Here is a 19,861-nt window from a genome sequence, read left to right on the forward strand (position 1 = left end):
AACTATCTTTTTTTGTTAGTTATGGTTATTTTCTAATCTAATGTAATGACTACCTTTTTATTGTACGTACCTTGGTTGGTGACTACTTTTATGATATAGTTGCCATCTGCAATCTTTTTGACAGGGATTTTAAATTCACTTGAAATGGTAGTGTTGGTCGCATTCCAAGATTTAATAGTCTGTCCAATGATATTGGTGAGGTAGACTTGTTTGACATTAATGTGTTGTGGTGTCTTTATATAAATGTTCTGAGAGCTATTTAAATAATTGATAGTTATAATTTCTTTATTGACTTCTTCTAGAGACAAGGCATTATTGTCTTGGAAAGTAATGTAAAATCTGTTGGGGTAATTTCCAGGTTCCAATACGATTTGGTAACTAAGATTATTAATTTGTGTGTAAGTATTCAATAATGAGTCATATACGTACACATCTATATTCTCTTCAAAATTTTTCAATTCCAATAAAGATATCTCGATAGTTCCCGTTGTACCAACATCAACGATTAAGGGGTACTGTTTTATTGGGTCAAAGGACCCAACACCTTGTATAATAAAACGCTGGTTCTCAATTGACCAAGAGATGTCTGAAGGGTAGGAGTCAAGGTTTCTGGCATCATACCCAAAATCAAAACTATCGGTAACAGTGGCATCAGAGACAAACCCTAGCAATAATGTTCTAAAAGTACTTTCTGGAGTTTTTGCACTAAGGAATATTTTTTTTATCTGTGAAGATACATTTTCACTTTGTTCTCCCTGATTATTTTCCTGTCTCAAGAAAATAGTTTGGTCAGGGTTGGACTCTCTCATAAAAAACCTTTGGTCATTTTCAAATTTAACATTCCCTCCAGTACCCTCCTCAATAGCAAAAGTTGTAAATCCTTGTCCAACAGGAATGAACTGTCCGGGCTTTAGGTCTGAGCTTCCCAATCCACTGATCCAGAATCCGTCTGTGGTTAGCAATTGGGATGAAACGGGAGGTATGCCCTCATTTAATAAATTATACATTGCAAACCCACCCTCGTATTCATTTAGGTTATGAGAGGCATTTGAATTATAATGTATCCAGAATTGTATAGTACCGTCTATGGCGTTGGAACTACCTAGGTTAGCATTCGGACCAGGGATGTTATCTTTAATAAATTCCAAGGCGTCAATGGAAGAAGGATAAGGGTTACCTAAAAACAACTCATCACCAATAGCTATAGAGTTTTCGATCAAACCGTTATGGGGGATTCCCTTAAAGACATAATTTTGGTAAGCTTCATTGGTTCCGCTGCCTTTCATGGTGTATCCAATACCGGATTCTATGTTGCCGGTACTGCCTACCTGGGACCAAACGGAATAGGTATTTGCTGTTCCATTAAATTTATATATCCAATAGCTACTCATAGTAATAGGAGATGTTGGTGCTGCATCGTCATAGCCCGAAACCCATGTGATATTCAATGGGTTTGAAGAGTCTGTACCATCCATAAGTATGGACTCCAAAGAATAATCGGAATTGATTCCTGAATTTATAGGGCTTACAGGTGAGCTCCAATAATTGTAGTTATACTTATTGTATGTTCCTTGCTGGTCTCTTTCAATAAAACCGCCGCTTGTGGGTTCCAATTCGCTGTCATTTAATTGGTCTTCGTTGTATCTCTTTTGAACCAATTGGGATTCCCCGATTAAATCAATTTGACCATTTAATTTCAGATAATGGGTTACCCAAAGCCCATGGCCATCGTTGGTTTCGTCGTCAGCTCCAGTACCTTTAATGGTCAACTCATTGGAATCTACCAATAAGCCTAAAAGGGTAACGTCTTGAACATCACTGGTTACATTGTGCGTGGTTCTAACGATATTCCAATTAATAGGAACTCCATTGATCCCATCGCTATTAGGGTGGTCCCAAACTTGATAATGTAACCATGGGGAGGCCGTGGTTGTATCCTCATTCCAATTACCATTCTTTGCCGTTCTATAGGGGAGAGGTGCTGTTTCTTGTTGGCTGGTTGTTATATTTCGTAATCGACCACTAGGACCAACACCAAAGCTGGAAGATAAGCTACCACAGGATAAGCCCATACGGTAATAACCTACAAGATTTGACCATAATAATGGATTGTCGTCCACACCATCTTGATCGACATCTGGGCCATCGATTTTTGTACCTAAAATGGCTCCTTCCACATCGATTCCGGAGGCTTGGATCTCCTGATTCATCATTTGTCTGATGTGCTCTGGGGACAGAGCTTTGTTCCAGATGCGTAATTCATCAATCCAACCATGGTAATAATTTGTAGGAACATTGGGAGGTGATTGATCCATAGCCCCAATAAGAGCTTCAATGCTTCCTGCGGTATTATCCGGAGCAGAGCCGCCGGTAGTTTCTAAAGGAATTCCATCAACAAAAAGGGTGTAAAGGGTGCCATTAAAGGTGGTTGCCAAATGGTACCATCTATCAGATCCTACGGTAAGGCCAGCAGAGGTTACTTGTCCAGTTCCTCCAGCATTGGCATAGCTAAATATGACTTCTCCATCAACAATACTTAGGTCATATCCACTTGTAGTGCTTCCCGCTTCTTTCCTTGAGAAGACGGTATTTATTCCATTGGTTGAATTGGGTTTTACCCAAACTTCAATACTGAAATCCGAATTTAATTGGTAATTATTTCTAAAGGTTACGTGGTCATTGATTCCATCAAAGTCTATGGCAGGACAGTCTTTGACTTCAACGGTTATCTCATCGAAACAGCCATTGTCCAAAGTCCATCTAAGAGTAAAAATTCCTGGGTCCGCCGAAAAGATGGCATCAGGATCAAACTCGCTGGAAAAGACAGCAGAACTTCCGCATGATTGGTAAGTAGCGCTTTCAATGGACCATGTTCCACCCATAGCTGTTCCAAGGTAATCGGTATCACCAGCAGCAATGTCGGGTACGACATATAAGTTGGTTTCCCAAGCCCCTTTATTAAAGTTTTCTACAGCTGTTTTTGTGTTGTCATAGGCATTTAACTGAAGCGCATTCTCTCCGCATTCGCTGTTTAATGGTGTGTAATCTTTACCAGCGTAGGCCAAACTGGTATAAAAATCGACAAATGCAGTTCCGTCATCATTTTCGGACCTGCATCCATTTACCAAAGAAGTTACCCCGTAGGTTCTAATTCCTGGTGTTACTGGAGTGATGGTGGCTTCCGTAGAGGTGGAAACTACATTGTCATCCTCATCTGTCCATTCTATTTCTTCATCTACATAAGCAAAGGCAAAACCAACATTGTCAATCGTCCAACCACTTGCCACATCATAGGTAGGGTTGCCACCACAATTGTTGCCATCGGCAATAGGAAAACTGACATCTTCACAAGTACCGGTGCTTCCATAAAAGGTAAATTTCACTCTCAACCCTGATAACCCAGTATAAGCGCCTAAATCTATTGAAGCTGATACAAGTCTTGGGATGGTTGTTGGTCTTTGTCCATTGTTGCAGTTTCCTCCAGATTTTACCACTTCTACTCCAGTTGTATTACCAGAGGTGAAATTATATCCTTCTACCGTATTTAATGTTATTGGATAATCTTCCCCAGCATTAAATGACAATTCAATGGTTCCATAGCCGCCATTACAGAAATAAAAACTAGTATCAAAAGTCATTATGGCTTCGCTGGAAGTCATACCTATGGTACTAAATACAGGGGTTTCCAAGGTTGTTTCATTACCCACACCGTGAGCTATGGCAAATTTGGTATTATCATAGGTGTCATAATTTATCCCGCTAAACAAGGCATTGTTGTTGGAGTTGGTCTCCTTCCAGGTTTCTTCAGAGCCATTATCTCCACTAGCAGGAAAAAAACCATCCATATAATCTACGCGCCAACCTTCAGGTTGGGCATGGTTGAATTCACCGCCTTCTCCAAATTGACCATTAGGCTGATCAAAGAAACTTTCAGCGGTTACTATGACGGACTCGTTTAGACATATGGCAGGTGGATCTGGATTGATTTCGGTGATGATTGGAGGCTCGTCAGGGGGCAAAAAACGTACATAAACCTCGGCAGTATATTGGCCATTAAGATCTGGGTCACTACTGTCAACTTTGATTTTGGCTCTAACAAAGGTGTCGTTGGTTATTCCGGAAATTGTATAGTTCAATGTGTTATTAGAAGGAGGTGTGGTAAGTACTGTCCAATTTTCACCGTAATCATAAGACACTTGCCAATAATCAATATCGGTGGCTACCAAGTTAAACGGAGATAAGCCCTGTAAATTAAAGCTCACTGTGACCCCGTCTAATAATTCTCCTGGACAAGCGGTCACTTCTACTAAGGGGCCAGGTGGTTGGGGAAAGTCTGGAGTAGGATTGGTAATGATTCCAGTCATATAAGTGGATGTGTTTTTTGGAGGTTCAACGGTCACGGTTGTTGTACAAGTGGAGGTTAAACCATTTACATCGGTTACTGTTAAAGTGACAGGTTGGTCATATTGTTGTCCTGCATTGGTGTCTCCAAATGTATTTGGGGATACCGTTATGGAAGCTATGTCGCAATTGTCATAAGAGCCATTATCAATATCGGAAGCATCAATGCTAGCTTCCCAATAAATAGGATCCATTACTACAACAGCGCTTTGGCAAAAAACAGTAGGAGGAGTGTTGTCCTCAATGGTTACGGTTGCTGTACAAGAACTGCTATTTCCTGCTTGATCGGTTACGGTTAATGTGACATCATTACCGCCTACATCAGAACAATTAAAGGAACTTTGGGAAACTGAAAATGAAAGGTTTGAATTGGAACAGTTGTCTGTCGATCCATTGTCAAGATCTGAAGCCAAAATATTAACAACTCCATTGTTTTGAGTGGCACTTAAAGAAACCGTTATATTTTGGCAAATGGCTTGAGGAGGTTCGTTGTCAACAGGTGTAACGCTAAAAGAACACGTCCCTATATTACCAGCGGCATCAGTTGCTGTTAAGGTAATTGTGGTGAAACCATTTATAGGGGTTCCTGGGGCTGGACTTTGGGCAATAGTTACTGTTCCATTACAATTATCTGAAGTAGTGATGAATGCTGCTTCATCTGCGATGTAGTCAGGTAACACAAAATCGCAAACAGTGGGGTCGAAATCAACAGTTTTGTTTGAAGGACAATTAATGATAGGTGCTTCAGTATCTTCCACAGTTACAGTCGCCATACAGGTTGAAACATTGCCTGAGTTATCGGTTACGGTAAGGGTCACGGGATTGGCTCCCAAATCAGCGCATGTAAAGGCTGTTTGTGATGCGGATATAGAAGCAATCCCGCAATTATCCGTTGAACCTCCGTCAATATCAGCGGCTGTAATAAAGGCATTACCCGCTGAATTTAATGGTATGGAAATGTCTTGGCAAATGGCTGAGGGAGCTTCATTGTCTGTTACGGTTACCGTGAAAGAGCAGGTAGCCGTATTACCTGCTATATCTGTCACGACAAAGGTATTTGTTGTAGTTCCCAAGGGGAAAGTATCTCCAGAGGCTAGGCCCTCTGTTTGAGAAATGTTACTTCCGGTGCAGTTATCGTCATAAGTGACACTATAGGTTACAGTCGCTCCACAGATTCCAGTATCTACGTTTTGGGTTATATTGCTTGGACATGTAATTGTGGGATTCTGTGTATCATCTACAAAGACAGTTTGTTCCTGAGTTGTTGTATTTCCATTGCTGTCGTCATAGGTCCATGTGATGGTATAGGTACCCTGTTCCGAGTATGAAGTGGGATCAGTGGTGGTAGCTGTTATGTCCCCCTCACAGTTGTCTGTTGCAGTGGGGGCTGTGACTGTTGCACCACATTCCCCTATTTCGTTTGGTAACGAGGCGAGATCTGGTACTGGGGGAGTAACATCGTCCACGATGACTGTCTGTGACTGTGTTGACTGGTTCCCGTTGCCGTCGTCATAGGTCCAAGTAATGGTGTAGGTACCCTGTGCGGAATATGTCGTTGGGTCTGAAGTGGTAGCAGTTATGGTTCCCTCACAGCTGTCTGTTGCGGTGGGGGCAGTGACTGTTGCACCACATTCCCCTGTTTCGTTTGGTAACGAGGCGAGATCTGGTACTGGGGGAGTAACATCGTCCACGATGACTGTCTGTGACTGTGTTGACTGGTTTCCGTTGCCGTCGTCATAGGTCCATGTAACGGTATAGGTTCCCTGTTCGGAGTAAGAGGTGGGATCGGTCGTGGTAGCAGTTATGGTTCCCTCACAGTTGTCTGTTGCGGTGGGGGCTGTGACTGTTGCACCACATTCCCCTGTTTCGTTTGGTAACGAGGCGAGATCTGGTACTGGGGGAGTAACATCGTCCACGATGACTGTCTGTGACTGTGTTGACTGGTTTCCGTTGCCGTCGTCATAGGTCCAAGTAATGGTGTAGGTACCCTGTGCGGAATATGTCGTTGAGTCTGAAGTGGTGGCAGTAATAGTCCCCTCACAGCTGTCTGTTGCGGTGGGGGCAGTGACTGTTGCACCACATTCCCCTGTTTCGTTTGGCAACGAGGCGAGATCTGGTACTGGGGGAGTAACATCGTCCACGATGACTGTCTGTGACTGTGTTGACTGGTTCCCGTTGCCGTCGTCATAGGTCCATGTAACGGTATAGGTTCCCTGTTCGGAGTAAGAGGTGGGATCGGTCGTGGTAGCAGTTATGGTGCCTTCACAGTTGTCTGTTGCGGTGGGTGCTGTAACGGTTGCACCACATTGCCCTGTTTCGTTTGGCAACGAGGCGAGATCTGGTACTGGGGGAGTAACATCGTCCACGATGACTGTCTGTGACTGTGTTGACTGGTTTCCGTTGCCGTCGTCATAGGTCCATGTAACGGTATAGGTTCCCTGTTCGGAGTAAGAGGTGGGATCGGTCGTGGTAGCAGTTATGGTTCCCTCACAGTTGTCTGTTGCGGTGGGGGCTGTGACTGTTGCACCACATTCCCCTGTTTCGTTTGGTAACGAGGCGAGATCTGGTACTGGGGGAGTAACATCGTCCACGATGACTGTCTGTGACTGTGTTGACTGGTTTCCGTTGCCGTCGTCATAGGTCCAAGTAATGGTGTAGGTACCCTGTGCGGAATATGTCGTTGAGTCTGAAGTGGTGGCAGTAATAGTCCCCTCACAGCTGTCTGTTGCGGTGGGGGCAGTGACTGTTGCACCACATTGCCCTGTTTCGTTTGGCAACGAGGCGAGATCTGGTACTGGGGGAGTAACATCGTCCACGATGACTGTCTGTGACTGTGTTGACTGGTTCCCGTTGCCGTCGTCATAGGTCCATGTAACGGTATAGGTTCCCTGTTCGGAGTAAGAGGTGGGATCGGTCGTGGTAGCAGTTATGGTGCCTTCACAGTTGTCTGTTGCTGTGGGTGCTGTAACGGTTGCACCACATTGCCCTGTTTCATTTGGTAACGAGGCGAGATCTGGTACTGGGGGAGTAACATCGTCCACGATGACGGTCTGTGACTGTGTTGACTGGTTTCCGTTGCCGTCGTCATAGGTCCATGTAACGGTATAGGTTCCCTGTTCGGAGTAAGAGGTGGGATCGGTCGTGGTAGCAGTTATGGCTCCCTCACAGCTGTCTGTTGCGGTGGGGGCAGTGACTGTTGCACCACATTCCCCTGTTTCGTTTGGCAACGAGGCGAGATCTGGTACTGGGGGAGTAACATCGTCCACGATGACTGTCTGTGACTGTGTTGACTGGTTTCCGTTGCCGTCGTCATAGGTCCATGTAACGGTATAGGTTCCCTGTTCGGAGTAAGAGGTGGGATCGGTCGTGGTAGCAGTTATGGTCCCCTCACAGTTGTCTGTTGCGGTGGGGGCAGTGACTGTTGCACCACATTCCCCTGTTTCGTTTGGCAACGAGGCGAGATCTGGTACTGGGGGAGTAACATCGTCCACGATGACTGTCTGTGACTGTGTTGACTGGTTTCCGTTGCCGTCGTCATAGGTCCAAGTAATGGTGTAGGTACCCTGTGCGGAATATGTCGTTGGGTCTGAAGTGGTGGCTGTTACGGTTCCCTCACAGTTGTCTGTTGCTGTTGGTGCTGTGACTGATGCGTCACATTCTCCCGTTGCGTCTGGCAATGAGGTTACATCTGGTAACGGTGCTGTATTATCAACCACGTTCACTTGAGCTTGACATGTTGTGGAATTATTTGTATCAGTAATGATTACTGGAATTGTTGAGCCTGCATCCGTACAGGTAAAACTATCAATGTCTAATATGAAATTGGCGCCAGTGTTGGAAGGATTAAAGTCTTCCGGCACAATGGATACATTCCCAGTATCGTCTAAATATACCTCAATAGCTCCGCAAGATGGATCGGCTGCCAAAAATAGAGATGAGGTTTCAGAAGTGTCCTCGTTGAGGTTTGTATTTAAAATTATAGAAACATCATTAAGACTAATGTATTGATCTAATAAATTGGTTTTCGGGAAGCTGAGATTGGTCATCAATAACAGTACAGCTAGTTGGATAACGCTTGGGTAATGGTATTTCATAGTCACATTGTTGTTAAGAGGGTTATGAAAACTTGGAGCAAACAATACCACAACAACCAAAAAACTATTTTAAAGTATGTTTTGGCTATTGTAGAAACAATGGCTATTAATTATATTGTTAATTGTAAAAGAATTACTTAAAAGTATTTTAAAACCAGTAGGTTATGAAATAAAATCGATGAACAACACCTTTCGACTGTATGTGTTTTTTAGGGTAGGAATTTTATATTAGTTTCGTAAGTTTAATCTGTAATATATTGATTTATAGTTTTCTTGATTGCGGTTGGTTTGGAGGTGAATGAAATCTAAATTATCTTTTATTTTAACTGAAATTTATCTGTAAATGTTGTTTCTTGTTGTACGAAAACACACAATCAAATGAGGGCCGGTAACTTTTCAAAAACTATCTTGTTTTCAAAAGTGAAAATGTATAAAAAATTCCTTTTAGGAATCTTCTTTTTTATGCTGTTGGTTGTGCCTGCAAATTTGATGGCTCAAAACAAAAGTCCTCAAGAAGAAACTTCGCAACAAGAAAAGCCTAAGGTGGCCTTGGTACTTAGTGGAGGTGGGGCTAAAGGGATTGCTCATATTCCGTTAATACAAACTTTAGATAGTTTAGGAATTGTACCAGATTTAATTGTTGGTACCAGCATGGGTAGTGTGGTTGGAGGCCTTTATGCCATGGGATATTCTGGCGATAGTATTGCTAAATTGGCCCAAACCGCGAAATGGAACGATTTGTTGGGCGGTACTGTATCGCTAAAGGATGTTGGGGTTGAAGAGAAAAGTGAATTTCAACGGTATTTGTTGAGTCTAGATATTGTTGACGGCAAGCCTCAAATTAAACCTTCTATTCTAAGAGATCAAAACCTGAGGGAGTTTTTTAGCCTGTTAATGCACCCCGTTTATAATATTGAGAATTTTGATGATTTACCGATTCCATTTCGAGCCATTGCTACGGATTTGGTTAATGGCCAAAAGGTGATTCTTAAAGATGGGCAATTGGGCGTGGCTGTTAGGGCAAGTATGTCCATTCCAAGTGTATTTGCTCCAGTACCTTATCAAGGTACTTTGTTGGTAGATGGCGGGGTGGTGGACAATTTTCCTGTGGATGTAGCCAAGGAAATGGGAGCGGATATTGTAATAGGTAGCGATGTTGGGGGAGGTCTACAACCTATGGAAAAGCTTAATAACATGGCAACGATTCTCTTTCAGACCTCTATGTTAACAAGTAATCTGAAGAATGAAGACAGTAGAGCACAATGTGATATTTTGCTGGATCATACCAAAAACCTAACATATTCTACACAGGATTTTGAGAGGAGTGGAAATATTTATGAAGAAGGGAGAGTTGCAAGAGATTTAAATGTACCTGCCTTAGTCAGCTTAGCCGAAAGATTAAAACAATATCCACAACGTGAGCACAATTTGCCGAAGGTGTCGGATACCATTCATATAGATAGGATTGTATATCAAAATATAAGTGAAGCCAATTTAAATTTGGTTAAGGCAAGAACGCTCTTGGAGGCCAATAAAAGTTATACAACCCAAGAAATTGTCTTGGCTATTGATCGAGCCATGGGCACCGAACTTTTTTACCAAATTAATTACTATTTGGAAGAGAAACTTGGAGTTACAACTTTAAATTTGGTAGTATCCGAAAAAAGTAGACACCAACTAAGTGGCGCTTTGCACTATGATACTAACCATGGGGTTGGCCTTATAGCCAATTATACGGGGCGTAACATTTTGGGCAACGCTTCACGAGTATTGATAGGGCTTGATATAGCCGAACAGCCACGGTTTAGAGTGCAGTATCAAACCAATTTCGGGAAGCTTAAAAACTGGTGGTCTCGTACAGAAGTTTTTGGAGAACGTATTAACCAACACTATTATGGTAACGGTGTTCGAGGAGATGAATTGATCAATAAATATTTGAGGTTAAATACTCAATTCAATAGAAACCTAAATCCCTTTAAGAGTTATATTGGCTTAGATATTGCTTATGAATACTCAAAAATAACCCCTAAAACAGATCCTTCTATTAACAACAATGCCTATGACTTGAGACGCTACAGTTTCAATAACTTGGAGTTGAGTGCCCACTTTTCCTATAACAGTTTCCATCAAGTGTTTTTCCCAAAACGAGGGACTAAAATATTTACAAGAATTGGAAGGTCTTTGGTACATGAGGTAAATGTGTCGTATGTGGATCAATTTGAATACGATGCACATGGAAGTACCGATGGGTTTACGAAAGTTAGTTTTGAGTACGAAAGACGGATTCCTTTAGGACCTAGTACTTCCGTAATTGTTGGACTCGATGCTGGATTTATGTTTTTGGACGTTCCCGATGATGATGATATTTCTTTTTTAGATCATGGACATTCGGGAAAATTTTTCTTAGGAGGAAATTTGGATAAACCGAGACGGGATACTTATAGGTTTCAAGGTATTGATCATGCTGAATTGGTGGTAACACAATTTACCAAATTCAATCTAGGATATCAATGGAATCCGGTTAGGAAAATCTATGTAACCCCTTACGCCAATTGGGCCTATGTTGGGTTTGGGGGCTTTAAGGATTACATGGATAGGGCATTTAAGGAGCAAGATAAATGGATTAATTCAAACGATCCAGGGATTATGTTTTCAACGGGAGTCACTTTATCGTATGCGTCCTTTTTAGGACCTGTTCATCTCGATGTATCCTACATGAATAATTTAAGTAGCTTACAACTCTTTTTTGGCGCTGGGCTCTTGTTAAATATCCCAGATTAACTAAATTGCTGTTTTCCTTTTTATACCTCAAATCAACCATGAAATTATTAAAGAACCCGGCTCTTTTAGGTCTTGTGGTATGTCTTTTCAGTTCCTTTAATATTGCAGAGACTAATGTGTATATTTGCAAAGGTAATTACAGTAAAAAATATTATTACAAGAAATCTTGCAGAGGCCTGTCCAACTGCTCTACGGATATTTACAAGGTAACCTTGGCAGAAGCCAAGGAGTTAAAAAGAACACTTTGTGGTTGGGAAGATTAGTCTCTAAACATAAAACAGAATACATTTTGATAAGGGTTGAGGATATTGTGGGCAATTTTAGCCTATTGGGAAAGAATCAGGATGATACCGAACATTCCTATAAAGGCGTTTTGACATTGGAATTGGATGCCAACAATAGAATAGTGGCCAATTGGTTGATTAATGGCGAACAGGTGCAAACGGGTACTGGGTTTTTCAAGGATCAAATCTTGGTGCTTAACTTTAAGTACAAAGGTGAAGACGGAAATACCTATAAAGGCGTTGCTGTCTATCGCTGTATTTCTGCCGATGTTTTGGATGGATTTTGGTCTGAAAAGCATGGAAACCCCTTGTATTTGGGGGAAGAACATTGCTTTAGAATTAAAGATAAAAAAGAACTCGTTAATTAATCATTGATATGCAATGTCCGTGCGATCCTTCCAAATTATATAGTGAATGCTGCCAAAAGGCTCATGATAACATTCTGTCGGTGTCTACTGCCGAAGCTTTAATGCGTTCCAGGTTCAGTGCTTTTGTTCTGGCTGATATCGATTATTTGCAGAAAAGCCACCATAGCAGTAAACGGCCTTCAAAGCGGGAAAAGAAAGAAATTCAGCAATGGGCAAAGTCCGTAGATTGGATAAAATTGGAAGTCCTGAACACTACTAAAGGAACCGCTTTAGACGATACAGGGACTGTAGAATTTAAAGCCTTTTTTATGGAAGATGGCAACATACAAGTCATCCATGAAAATTCCCGATTCTGTAAAGAACAAGGGCATTGGGTATATCTGGATGCTGTAGAATAAACCTTTTAAGAATTTGGAAACAATAAAACCGTAGAGGTGCTATTCCTTAGAAATAGCACCAAAAGGGTTCTGTTCTTTTAGAGGGAAATATGCCTTTCCTTTTTCGGTGTCAAAAGTGATTTTTTGTCCTTTAAATTCCAAGGTACATTCACCTCCTTCTTTGGAAAATACTTTTACATCAACGGGAATACCTTCTTTCCAACTGACATCTACTACAAAGCCACCACGGGCACAAAGTCCTTTGTAGCTTCCATTGGCCCAAGATTTTGGTAGGGCAGGTAACAAACGAATGCTTCCAGATTGACTTTGCAACAACATTTCAGCAATACCAGCTGTGGTTCCAAAATTGGCATCTATTTGAAACGGAGGGTGCGAAGTGAATAGGTTAGGGTTGGTACTTTTTTGTAATACCATTTCCAATCCGTGAAGGGCATTTTCAGCTTCTCCCAATCTAGCATATTGATTAATCAGCCAAGCGGCGCTCCAACCTGTATGGCCACCACCATTGGCAATTCTAAAATCTAATGATTTCTTCGCTGCAGCAGCTAATTCAGGGGTTTCTTCAACATCTATTTGATAGCCTGGGTGCAAACCAAATAAGTGGGAGATATGGCGGTGTCCTGGCTCTGCTTCCTCGAAAGCTTCATTCCATTCCATCAATCGGCCATCTGTTCCAATTTTAGGTTTTGCCAAACGCTCTTGAGCGGCTGTTACCTGTTGTACAAATTCATTGTCTATATCCAAGGCATTGGAAGCGTCTATAAAGTTTTTAAAGAGTTGCCAAATCACCTGCTGGTCGTGAGACGGTCCCATTGAAATCTGACACTTGCTGCCATCTGGAGCAATAAAGGTGTTCTCAGGAGATACCGATGGGCCAGATACCAAGTCGCCTGTTATTTTGTCTTCAACCAACCAATCCATATAAAATTGGGTAGAAGCCTTTAAAATAGGGTAGGTGTCTTCCAAAAAGGCCTTGTCCAAGGTGAAGTAATAATGCTCCATGATATGTGAGGTCAACCAAGCACCGCCTGTAACATGCATACCCCAGCTGGCACCTTCTCCCGGAGAGGTGTACCCCCAAACATTGGTGATGGGGTGCACCACCCAACCATCAGAATTATAATGTACTTTGGCAGTTTCTGATCCCGAAGTTTGCAATGTTTTTGTTAAGTCGAAAAGCGGTAAGTGCATTTCACCTAAGTTGGTAGTTTCGGCTGGCCAATAGTTCATTTGCACATTTACATCCGTATGGTAATCGCCATTCCAAGGGGTTTGAACTTTGTTGGCCCAAATACCTTGTAAATTAGCCGGAAGAGTTCCTGGTCTAGAGGACGAAATCAATAGGTAGCGCCCATATTGAAACAACAATTCCACTAAATGTAAATCGGTTGTTGAGGTTTTAAAGTTTTGAAGCCTTATATCTGTTGGAATGGTATCCCTTAGGTTGGAAGTTAAACTTAAATCGACTCTTTTGTAGTATTGTTGGTAATCGGCTACATGTCTGTTTAAAAGATCTTCGTAAGACGTTTGCTTTCCTTTTTGAAGGTGGGTTTTGGTAAGGTCTTTATAAGGGCGTCCTTTGTATTTTGGATAGTCCAACACATAATCTGTAGAAGCGGTTAGCAATAAGATAACTTCATTAGCATTTTTAACCACAAGTTCGTTATCTGCAAAACTAAGGTCTCCACTTTTATTGACTGCAGAAAGGCGCACCATATAGTTCAGTCCTTCACCTTCTTTACCGTCTGTCATAGTACCTTCCATAATCAATTGATCATTTTCAGTGTGGATTTGGGAGTGTTCAGGTCTACTCATACTAGTACTGAAGGACAGCTTTCCTGGTTGGTCTGCTGTTAATTTGATGACCATCAATTGGTCTGGATGACTCACAAAAACTTCTCGTTTGTAGTTGACACCATCTTGGGAATATTGAATTCTGGAAACCGCATCTTCAAGATCCAATTCTCTTTGGTAATTTTCGTAAGGTTGTTTGTTTTCAAAATCAATCCATAAATCACCCAAGGTTTGGAAGCAGCCAAAAGGGACATTGGCTCCGCTACCATATCCAGAGCCCACGCCTTTACATATTTGGGTGGCGTTGGTGAGTTCTGTGGCCTCTTTGTATTTGCCTTCGTATAAAAGCTCTCGGATTTTTCCAAGGGCCGGAAAAGCGTCTGGATTGTTATTGTCGTTTTCACTTCCAGACCACATACTTTCTTCATTCAACTGAATACGTTCCTTGTGCACATCGCCAAACACAACAGCTCCAAAAGCACCATTTCCCATAGGCAGACCTTTAAGCCATTCAGCATCGTCGTTCCATCCATTTGGATCGTCGGTTACCGAAGCCTTGGCGGGTTCCTTGTACCATAATTTCATGTTGGAAGTTTGTGGTTCTGCAGTTTGTTGTTCACAGGAAGTGAAGCTTATGGCTAAGCCTAAAAAGGCGATTAGATATAATTTAGATGTCATATGGAATGGTGTATTCTAAAATTTTTAAGGGTTAAGGTCTAAGTGACCTTAATAAAATGTAAAGATAACCAATTACCCTGATATTATAGGATTTTCAGAAGGGTTATCAACCTAGTAAATGTGGTTTTTCTGAGGAATGGATGGCTGCTTTTGAAATTTGATTTACACCGTTGATAGCCTTTTTATGGGAAGGCTAAAGAAAAACTCTGTGCCTTGATTAAGTACGCTTTTAACATGTATGGACACTTGATGTAAATCCATAATGCGCTTTACAATGGCTAAGCCAAGCCCACTTCCTTTTTTGGAATCAGTTAGGAATTTCCCCTTTCTGTAACGTTCAAAAATATGAGGCAATTCTTCAGTGGAAATACCACTCCCGGTATCGGAAATGCTTACTTTGAGTTCGTCGTCATTTCTAGTCAATTCCAAAGTCACCACATCGCCTTGTTCGCAATGGTTGATAGCATTGTCAATAATATTTTGAAGCGCCCTGTCAATTAAGGCGATATCGGCATACACTAAAGGCAAATCCTTTGAATATACCGTATTGATGCTAACTCCTTTTTTTTGGGCAATGATGCGGTATTTGTCGGCAATATCCTGAATGATTTCGGCCATTTGTACAGGTTCATAATCAGGTGTTCGTTGTTCTGCTTCCAGTTTGCTGAGTTCAAATAAATCATCGACCAATTTTTTGAGCTTATCAGAATTTTTGAGCACAATTTCCATATAGCGCTCTTTTTGGGCTTCAGTCAGTTCATCGCCTTTAATCATTAGGGTTTCCACAAAGCCTCTGATGGACGCAATGGGTGTTCTAAGGTCGTGGGAAATATTGGCAATCAATTCTTTTCTAAGGTTATCTACGCTTTGAAGTTCTTCAATATTGGAGGCGATAGTATTGGCCATATCGTTAAAAGTATTGGCCAAAAGGCCCATTTCACCTTGTTTAACGCCTTTAACCCGCGCATCATGATTTCCGGCCTTGAATTCCCTAAACGTTGAGGTGATCTTGTTGAAATTCCGTGTAAGCAAATAAATGGTCAATAAAGAAATGACCAAGGCAGCTAAAAGGGCGTACAACATATTACGTACGCTGAGTTTACGGATGTAACTGGCTTCGTGTTCTTTGATGAGCGCATCATAATCGTTACCTCCAACAATGGTGTAAATGTAACCAACGGTTTGTCCGTCGTGAGTATAGGGAGCAGCAGAAAATATCTTTTTGCCACCGATGGTTTTAGGGTCATCGCCTTTAATGTAGATTTGACCGTCTTTGGCAATAAATTCCTTTACGGGATCTAAATCAATTGAGGTTGCTTTCACCTCTTTGTTCATGGCTACATGTTTGAGGATGTTGCCTTTTAGATCCAAAAGATACACTTCTGTGGCGGGGTTGGTCGCCATTACGTGGTGCATTAAATCGCCCATTTTTGATTCTACTACCGAGTCGCCATCAAAGAGGCCTTGCACTTCTTCAACAATGTATTTGGACACATCCTTATTGAGCCCTTGGGTGATTTCATCATGATAATCTTCCGAAAGCTTTACAGAGGAATTACTTATCAAAAAGGCCAAGCCCAAAAAAAGGAGGGTTAAAACTGCAGCAATTTTGTAAAATAAGGTGTTACTTGTTTTCATGATGTTAATCTTCAGTAAATCTGTACCCAACGCCCCAAGTGGTAAGGATAAATTCTGGTTGACTGGGATCCTTTTCCAATTTTGCCCTTAATCTGTTAATGTGTGAGTTGACGGTGTGCTCATAGCCTTCAAATTCATAGCCCCAAATGCGGTGCAAAAGTTTGGCGCGGCTAAAGGTTTTACCTGGGTGATTAGCCAAAAGGGAGAGCAGTTCATATTCCTTTGGGGTAAGGCTCAAACGTTCGTTGTTGAATTCTACTTTTCGCAGTTCTTGATTAATCATTAGGTTTTTAATCTTGATATCTGGCAATTTTTCCCCTTCATTTTCATAATTATCAAAAGTGGAACGTCTTAAAATTGCTTTCACGCGGGCTTGAACTTCCCTCACACTAAACGGTTTGGTAATGTAATCGTCTGCTCCAGTTTCCAAACCTAAAATTTTGTCAATTTCATCACTTTTGCTGGTCAACATCATAATAGGCGTGTGAATTTTACTCGCCCTTAAATCCCTACAAATATCCATGCCTTTTTTTCCAGGCAGCATTAAATCCAGAATAATTAAATCGTAATCGGTCTGCGTAGCTTCAATATAACCTTCACTACCATGGTAACAACAACGTACTTTGGTTTGATCGTCCTCTAGGTTAATAGCTATCAATTCGGCAATGTGCCTATCGTCTTCGATCACTAATATATTGGTCATGAATTGGATTCTTTTCAAGCAAGTTAGCGAAGAATTTTGGAAAAAGTATCACAATTGTATCACATTCTAAAAAAGGTGAAACAACCAGAAGTGCTTGGTGGATAAAGGTGAATTTAAAGAACCGCTGTATAAAAATGTGACACATCCTTTACAACCTTGTTATAGGATTGTGATACTTGGCGAGTAGGTTTGTGTAGTCAACAATAAAAATCAATTATTATGAGAACAGTATTATGTATGATCGCGTTTATGGCCTCAATGTTTACGGCCTGTACAAATGACACAGAAGCCATTGCTAGTGAGGCAGGGACTTCTGAAGAAGCCGCTAGAAAGGCTAATGAAAACAATGCGTTTACCACTTTTAAGGTAACCATTGCGAATATTGGCGCCGAAACAACCTACCCAACGGTGCTTTCTCCTGGGGTGTTTGTGGTTCAAAAGAAAAACACCATGCCTTTATTCATGGCTTGGGAAGCTGATTATGGTGAAGGTGTAGAGGGCATTGCCGAGGATGGTAACCCAAGCATGTTACATGAAAGTTTAAGCAATGCGGCCAACCCGGATTTACGTTCTTTTGGGGTGTTTAATACCCCTGTGGGAGCTGATATGTCGAGTCCGATTACACCTGGAAATTCTTATGAATTTTATGTAACTGCCAAACACAATGATTATTTGAACTTTGTAACGATGTATGCCCAGTCCAATGATATTTTTATTGCACCAGAGGCTATGGGGATCGCTTTGTTTGATGATAACAAAATGCCCATTAGTGGGGATGTGAGCATGTATTTGTCGCTATGGGATGCAGGAACCGAAGTTAATGAAGAACCAGGAATTGGACCTAACCAGGCACCTAGACAATCGGCTCCGAATACTGGAGAAGATGAAAATGGTGTCGTGAGAATGGTAGATGACGGATTTACCTATCCAGAAATTGCCGATTTTATTCAAGTAACGGTAACTCCTATGGAATAGTGGAAACAAGTTTAGTTGAAAAGAAAAATGCCCTGAATAAGGGCATTTTTTCTTTCAATAGGTTTCTGAAAATATACTAGGCTTTGGCCTTTACATAGTATTTGTCTTTTAGCCAAAAGGCAACTTTTACCAATAAAATCAGAGCTGGTACTTCAACCAAGGGACCAATAACGCCAGCAAAGGCCTGCCCAGAATTTAATCCGAATACGGCAATGGCAACGGCTATGGCCAATTCAAAATTGTTTCCTGCTGCGGTAAAGGCTACTGAGGCAGTTTTGTCATATTCGGCACCCATGGATTTGGTAACGAAAAATCCAATGATGAACATTAATCCGAAATAGATCAATAACGGAATGGCAATAATGAGCACATCCATTGGGATTTCAACAATCAATTCCCCTTTTAGTGAGAACATGATCACAATGGTAAACAACAAGGCAATAAGTGTCATAGGGGAGATTCTAGGTATAAAAGTATTCATATACCATGCTTCACCTTTTAGTTTGACTAAAATCAATCGGCTTAAAATTCCCATTAGGAAAGGAATTCCTAGATAAATAGCTACACTTTCCGCAATGGTTCCAATGGAAATATCTACTATAGCGCCTTCAAATCCAAAATAGGGAGGAAGTATGGTAATAAAAATCCAAGCATAAAAGCTATAGGCAAAGACTTGGAAAATGCTGTTGAGCGCTACCAATCCTGCACCATATTCGCTACTTCCTTCGGCAAGGTCGTTCCAAACCAATACCATGGCAATACAACGCGCCAAACCAATAAGGATCAATCCCACCATATATTCTGGGTAATGCCTAAGGAAAATAATGGCCAAAACGAACATTAATATCGGACCTATAATCCAGTTGAGCACCAATGAAATGGATAGGATTTTCTTGTTTTTGAACACTTGTGGCAACAAGGCGTAGTTCACTTTTGCCAAAGGAGGATACATCATTAAAATCAATCCAATCGCAATGGGAATATTGGTGGTCCCTTGATTGAAAGAGTTGATATAATCTGGAAAGGAAGGGATGAAATACCCCAAGCCAATCCCAAGTGCCATGGCAACGAAAATCCATAGCGTAAGATTACGGTCTAGAAAACTTAATTTTTTTGTAGCCATTAGTTAGTTTGGATTTTTGAGAATACATAAAAGAGTTCGGTGGCGATTTGCGTGCTGCGTTCGCTGTATTTTTCAGCCTGTTGAGGTGTGTTGTCAAAGGCTTTTGGGTCTTTGAACATAATTGGAATGCGTTGTTCTGCACCAGGAACAATAGGGCAGGCTTCGTTGGCTGAATCACAGGTCATAATGGCTGCAAATTCAGATTTTGGATTGAATTCATCATCCATTTTTTTTGAAAAACCAATGATTGGGTGGGCGTTTTCAGCATATTTTATACTGTAAACGGGATTGGTGCCTTCGGATAATCTAGCAATTTCAAATCCTGTGTTCTGAAGGGTTTGCGCAGCCATAGGAAATAAGGCCGTGGCTTCTGTGCCTCCCGAATAACAAAACACTTGTTTGATCCCAAAATGGTAGGCCATGGTTTGTGCCCAAACTTGCGATAAGTGACTTCTTCTTGAATTGTGGGTGCAAATAAAATTGATACAAATATCGTTTTTCTGTGCTACTTTTTGTTGAATATAATCCACAAGAGGCTGAAGGATTTCTTTGCGTTCTTCCGAAATAGAATTCACATCTAGGGTAGAGATGAACTCCTCTATACTTTTAAATAATGACATATTT

At 41.4% G+C, this 19,861-nt stretch carries 11 protein-coding genes; 5 read left to right on the top strand and 6 right to left on the bottom strand.

Annotation, left to right across the window (positions count from 1 at the left end; translation table 11 throughout):
* Nucleotides 1-32: 32 nt before the first annotated feature.
* On the bottom strand, nt 33-8,495 hold the full coding sequence (locus RBH95_RS06620; RefSeq protein ID WP_307901894.1) for an HYR domain-containing protein: 8,463 nt from the start codon (nt 8,493-8,495) through the stop codon (nt 33-35).
* Nucleotides 8,496-8,921: 426 nt separating this feature from the next.
* Between RBH95_RS06620 and RBH95_RS06625 the strand changes: the two genes are divergently transcribed.
* From RBH95_RS06625 to RBH95_RS06640, 4 genes are read left to right on the top strand one after another with little or no spacing between them, the layout of a single operon-like run.
* The gene (locus tag RBH95_RS06625; RefSeq protein WP_307901895.1) at nt 8,922-11,276 is read left to right on the top strand and encodes a patatin-like phospholipase family protein; all 2,355 of its coding nucleotides are present in this window, start codon (nt 8,922-8,924) and stop codon (nt 11,274-11,276) included.
* Between the two features lie 38 nt (nt 11,277-11,314).
* Nucleotides 11,315-11,539: a hypothetical protein gene (locus RBH95_RS06630; RefSeq protein WP_307901896.1), complete on the top strand. Its 225-nt coding sequence runs from the start codon at nt 11,315-11,317 to the stop codon at nt 11,537-11,539.
* A complete protein-coding gene (locus RBH95_RS06635) occupies nt 11,527-11,928 on the top strand; it encodes a hypothetical protein (RefSeq protein WP_374047818.1) in 402 nt (133 codons plus the stop codon). Before RBH95_RS06630 ends, RBH95_RS06635 begins: the two co-directional genes overlap by 13 nt.
* An 8-nt stretch (nt 11,929-11,936) precedes the next feature.
* The gene (locus tag RBH95_RS06640) at nt 11,937-12,326 is read left to right on the top strand and encodes a YchJ family protein (protein WP_307901897.1); all 390 of its coding nucleotides are present in this window, start codon (nt 11,937-11,939) and stop codon (nt 12,324-12,326) included.
* Nucleotides 12,327-12,365: 39 nt separating this feature from the next.
* Here RBH95_RS06640 and RBH95_RS06645 read toward each other — a convergent pair whose 3' ends face one another.
* The 3 genes from RBH95_RS06645 to RBH95_RS06655 form a co-directional block, all read right to left on the bottom strand.
* Nucleotides 12,366-14,798, bottom strand: coding sequence for a glycoside hydrolase family 95 protein (locus tag RBH95_RS06645; protein ID WP_307901898.1), 2,433 nt, complete (start codon nt 14,796-14,798; stop codon nt 12,366-12,368).
* A gap of 162 nt (nt 14,799-14,960) precedes the next feature.
* Complete coding sequence (locus RBH95_RS06650) at nt 14,961-16,436, bottom strand: HAMP domain-containing sensor histidine kinase (protein WP_307901899.1); 1,476 nt, start codon at nt 16,434-16,436, stop codon at nt 14,961-14,963.
* A gap of 4 nt (nt 16,437-16,440) precedes the next feature.
* Nucleotides 16,441-17,139 carry a response regulator transcription factor gene (locus tag RBH95_RS06655; protein WP_307901900.1) on the bottom strand — a complete coding sequence of 233 codons (699 nt, stop codon included), beginning with the start codon at nt 17,137-17,139 and terminating at the stop codon, nt 16,441-16,443.
* Nucleotides 17,140-17,358: 219 nt separating this feature from the next.
* Between RBH95_RS06655 and RBH95_RS06660 the strand changes: the two genes are divergently transcribed.
* Nucleotides 17,359-18,114, top strand: coding sequence for a spondin domain-containing protein (locus tag RBH95_RS06660; RefSeq protein ID WP_307901901.1), 756 nt, complete (start codon nt 17,359-17,361; stop codon nt 18,112-18,114).
* A 76-nt stretch (nt 18,115-18,190) separates the two neighbouring features.
* Here the strand turns inward: RBH95_RS06660 and arsB are convergent, their stop codons facing one another.
* Together arsB and RBH95_RS06670 are read right to left on the bottom strand one after the other, a co-directional pair.
* On the bottom strand, nt 18,191-19,237 hold the full coding sequence (gene arsB, locus RBH95_RS06665) for an ACR3 family arsenite efflux transporter (protein ID WP_307901902.1): 1,047 nt from the start codon (nt 19,235-19,237) through the stop codon (nt 18,191-18,193).
* Nucleotides 19,237-19,857, bottom strand: a complete 621-nt coding sequence (locus RBH95_RS06670) for a low molecular weight phosphatase family protein (RefSeq protein ID WP_307901903.1) — start codon at nt 19,855-19,857, stop codon at nt 19,237-19,239. The genes arsB and RBH95_RS06670 overlap by 1 nt, the downstream gene beginning before the upstream one ends.
* Nucleotides 19,858-19,861: the final 4 nt, after the last annotated feature.

The organism is Mangrovimonas sp. YM274 (assembly GCF_030908385.1).
Classification (GTDB): Bacteria; Bacteroidota; Bacteroidia; order Flavobacteriales; family Flavobacteriaceae; genus Mangrovimonas_A.